2 protein-coding genes and 2 pseudogenes are annotated in these 4127 nt (G+C 40.7%); all 4 read right to left on the bottom strand.

All coding sequences use genetic code 11. The features are described 5' to 3' along the window. Window positions 1-88 precede the first annotated feature (88 nt). Window positions 89-802: pseudogene (locus FNZ24_RS21135) on the bottom strand (putative sulfate/molybdate transporter); the annotation flags it as partial. A gap of 269 nt (window positions 803-1071) precedes the next feature. Then, window positions 1072-1782, bottom strand: coding sequence for a phosphate signaling complex protein PhoU (gene phoU / locus FNZ24_RS21130; protein WP_102527083.1), 711 nt, complete (start codon window positions 1780-1782; stop codon window positions 1072-1074). A 64-nt stretch (window positions 1783-1846) separates the two neighbouring features. Beyond that, window positions 1847-2665: a phosphate ABC transporter ATP-binding protein PstB gene (gene pstB, locus FNZ24_RS21125; protein WP_153916767.1), complete on the bottom strand. Its 819-nt coding sequence runs from the start codon at window positions 2663-2665 to the stop codon at window positions 1847-1849. Between the two features lie 28 nt (window positions 2666-2693). Next, window positions 2694-3692: pseudogene (gene pstA, locus FNZ24_RS21120) on the bottom strand (phosphate ABC transporter permease PstA); the annotation flags it as partial. Between the last annotated feature and the right edge of the window lie 435 nt (window positions 3693-4127).

The following is a 4127-nucleotide window of genomic DNA, read 5'->3' as shown; positions in this document are numbered from 1 at the left end:
GGTCAAGTAAATCTGTACACGCTTAGGGGAGTTATTATCATGCCGCCATTTCAGCTGCCGTTGGGGTCATATAATTATTGTAWYTMTCACTGTCTTCAGGAAACGTATCTTTCGCCATCGCCGATATTGCGATTACCGCATTCGTTAACGTTAAAGCTAACTGCGGCAGCACTAATAAAATAGCAGCCGAACTCCACTCATGAGTTTCTGGCCAACTCAAATGCCAAGGTGCTGCCTGTGCGAAATTAAAACTAGGTGTAGTTTGGCTTAAATATTGCCAAGTAATGCCAAATAAAATAACCAAAGGCATGACAATATATTGCATTGGCATGAAACGGCTTAGAAATAACGCTGTAAAAGCAAGTAAGCCAATCCCCCAAGTCTCACTCATCATAAAACCACCCATCCAAATCAATTGAATACCAATAGCTAATTGGATCCCAATACTGATTGCAGGTGATAACTGTTTAGCCATCCATTTGATAACACCGCTGTACGCCAAGATGAGTAAGATAACCCCCATTAACATTGCCGAGGCTTGCAGCATTCCAGGGGTTAACCCTTCTGCGATAACTAGTGCACTGATGACTTTCATAGGCTGGGTTGGAATCGGCCTTCGATAATAAAAAGCAGTAAACAGTGCAAAGCAGCCAAAGCCTAAAAATATGCCTTGGGGTGAGAATTGATTAAGAGCAATGAGCCCTAATACAAGCGGAAGGAAGGTTCCTAAGTCGGCAAAAGCGCCACTTAATTCACCAGAGAGTTTATTTACGTTATTTAATTGAAGGGTCTTACATCTCATATATCTTGCCGTAGGAATTGGATATATAAAGATAGCAATTTAAGTGCCAGAATTTATTTGTGATCTATTTCAAAAAAATATCGTGGTTTTAATAACTTACAAAACAGAGTGCGACAAAGTGACTCGTTCTTAATGTTCAAGCAAGGTCATTTTGTCCAATTCAAACTGTATTTTGCTTTGGGTATGTGACTTAATGCTTAGTATTAGTGCTGAACCAACAAAAAAGCCCCTAACTTTCATTAGAGGCTTTAAGATGCAAACCAATCAGTTTACATGTTTAAATCTTTTTCCATATCTTCATAAGAAGTATGGCGAACATCTTTACCTTTCACAAAGAAGATAATGTATTCACAGATGTTTTTACAACGGTCACCAACACGCTCAACAGCGCGAGCCGCCCAGAGCACGTCTAATACCGCTGGAATAGAGCGAGGATCTTCCATCATATAAGTCATAAGCTGGCGGATAATACCTTCATATTCCTTATCTAATTTCGCATCTTCTTTATGTAATTCAAGCGCATTATCAGCATCCATACGCGCTAATGCATCAAGTGTTGCATGTAAAGTACGCGTTGCATGACGGCCCATATTTTCAATGCTCACTAATAAAGGCTGCTGATTGTTTAAACGCTTATCCAATGCGGCTTTTGCAATACGTACACAAGCATCACCAATACGTTCTAAATCAGTGATCGTTTTGCCTATAGTAATGATTAAACGTAAATCACTTGCAGCAGGCTGACGCTTTGCAATGATACGAGTGCATTCTTCATCAATTGACACTTCCATGCCATTTACACGGTGGTCGCCATCAATGACTTTTTGCGCAAGTTCAGCATCAAGTGATGCTAATGCATCAAGTGACTCTTCTAGCTGACGCTCAACTAAGCCACCCATTGCTAACACGCGGTTACGGATATCTTCTAGCTCAGCATTAAACTGACCTGAGATATGCTTATTTAAACTTTTGTTTTCCATTACTGTATCAACCTTTATTCTTTAAAATATTGACCGAAGCCATCGGCTACTCATGCCAGTACAATTAGCCGTAACGACCTGTAATGTAATCTTCTGTCTTACGCTTTTGCGGTGTCGTAAAGATAGTATTGGTATCAGCGTACTCAATTAGCTCGCCCATGTACATAAAGGCTGTTTGATCTGATACACGTGCAGCCTGTTGCATGTTATGGGTTACGATTACAACAGTATATTTTGATTTCAGATCCGTAATTAGTTCTTCAATCGTTAAGGTTGAAATTGGATCCAATGCTGATGTTGGCTCATCAAGTAATAATACTTCTGGCTCAATAGCAATCGCACGAGCAATAACAAGTCGTTGCTGCTGACCGCCAGATAACCCAAAAGCGTTATCGTGCAAACGGTCTTTCACTTCATCCCAAATTGCTGCACCGCGTAATGAACGTTCTGCGGCCTCATCTAATTCACGACGATTGCTCACGCCTTGAAGGCGTAGACCGTAAACCACATTCTCATAAATTGATTTTGGGAATGGGTTTGGACGCTGGAACACCATACCAACATTACGGCGAAGTGCTGCTACATCTACTTGTTTGTCATAAATGTTCTGACCATGAAGTAAAATTTCACCGTCAATATGACAAGTTTCAACTAAGTCATTCATGCGATTAATACAACGTAAAAGCGTTGATTTACCACAACCACTTGGGCCAATAAATGCTGTTACTTGGTTTTTCGGGATTTTCATGCTCACATCGAATAGAGCTTGTTTATCACCATAACGTAAATCTAAGTTACGAATTTCTAGCGCAGTATCCTGTGCAGGTAGGTTAGCTAAATCGACAACTTCAGATTTAATAGCGCTTTGATCAATAGAAATCATTTTTCTTTTTTCCTCAGGATATCGCTAATTAATGTTCTAGCGAACGGAATTTTTCACGTAAGTGATTACGTACACTAATAGCTGTTAAGTTAAGTGTCACAATCACAGATACTAATAAGAATGAAGTTGCATAAACTAATGGTCTAGCCGCTTCTACGTTAGGGCTTTGGAAGCCAACGTCGTAAATATGGAAACCTAAATGCATAAACTTACGTTCTAAATGGATAAACGGGAAGTTCATATCAATTGGTAACGTCGGTGCTAGTTTAACCACACCCACTAACATCAATGGCGCTACTTCACCTGCTGCGCGAGCAACAGCCAAAATAAGACCTGTCATAATTGCAGGACTCGCCATTGGAATAATAATGCGCCATAAGGTTTCAAATTTTGTCGCACCTAACGCTAAACTGCCTTGACGTACTGCACTTGGGATACGGCTTAAGCCTTCCTCAGTCGATACAATCACAACTGGCAATGTCAAAATAGCTAAGGTCAGTGCCGACCAAATCACACCTGGTGAACCAAATGTTGGCGATGGTAATGCTTCAGGATAAAACAGTTGGTCTAACGAGCCACCTAACATGTATACAAAGAAGCCTAAGCCAAATACACCGTAAACAATTGAGGGTACACCTGCTAAGTTAATTACCGCAATACGGATCATCTTAGTGATTGGGCCTTTCTTAGCATATTCGTGTAAGTAAATCGCAGCAACAACCCCAAATGGCGTCACAATTACGGCCATTAACATTACCATGAATACCGTACCAAAGATGGCTGGGAACACCCCGCCTTCGGTATTAGCTTCACGTGGGTCATGGCTAACAAATCGACCTAAACCAACAAACCAGTGAACCACTTTATCAAAGCTGTTCATGCGGTTCACGTAGCTAACGTCTAATACCGAATCAAGTCTAAGAATAACTTCTTCGCCACGCATATCGCGAATGATGACTGAATCACGTGCAGCTTTATCACGCAGTGCAAACAAGTCCTTTTCCATGACTAGGTAGTCTTGGTTTAGTTGCTCGGCTTGCGCATCAAAGTCGGCTMAATAGCATCCGCCCTGAAGTTTTCACTCTACAGCTTCAAATAAAGCTAGAACAATTAGGGCCTGTTGATCTTTCAAGGTTGTTTTTGCAGCGAATTGTTGGCCATTTATACAAGGCWGAGACTTTGTGGTGTAGTTATTCTACATAAAAAGTCGATAACRCAGTAAAAATGGCCAAYAAACGCTGCCCAAAGGGTTCGACTAAAAGCGTTTTACTCTTTGTTGGATGAATTTTGCTTAGATGACTAGGCATCAACTCATCCGCCTCGATTAMAACGCTTTTATTYCGAACAAAACTTAACCAGCAAAGAACAACAGGCCCTAGCTAAATTATAAAAATTTTCAGGGGTCAGATAATGTTTAACCATAAAATTAGTCGCTTAGCGCTAGCGACTTGCTTTGCTTTAG

The organism is Shewanella sp. TC10 (assembly GCF_009663145.1).
GTDB lineage: Bacteria > Pseudomonadota > Gammaproteobacteria > Enterobacterales > Shewanellaceae > Shewanella.
The sequence above is the reverse complement of the archived record's forward strand: the minus strand, read 5'-3'. Positions and strand labels throughout refer to the sequence as shown.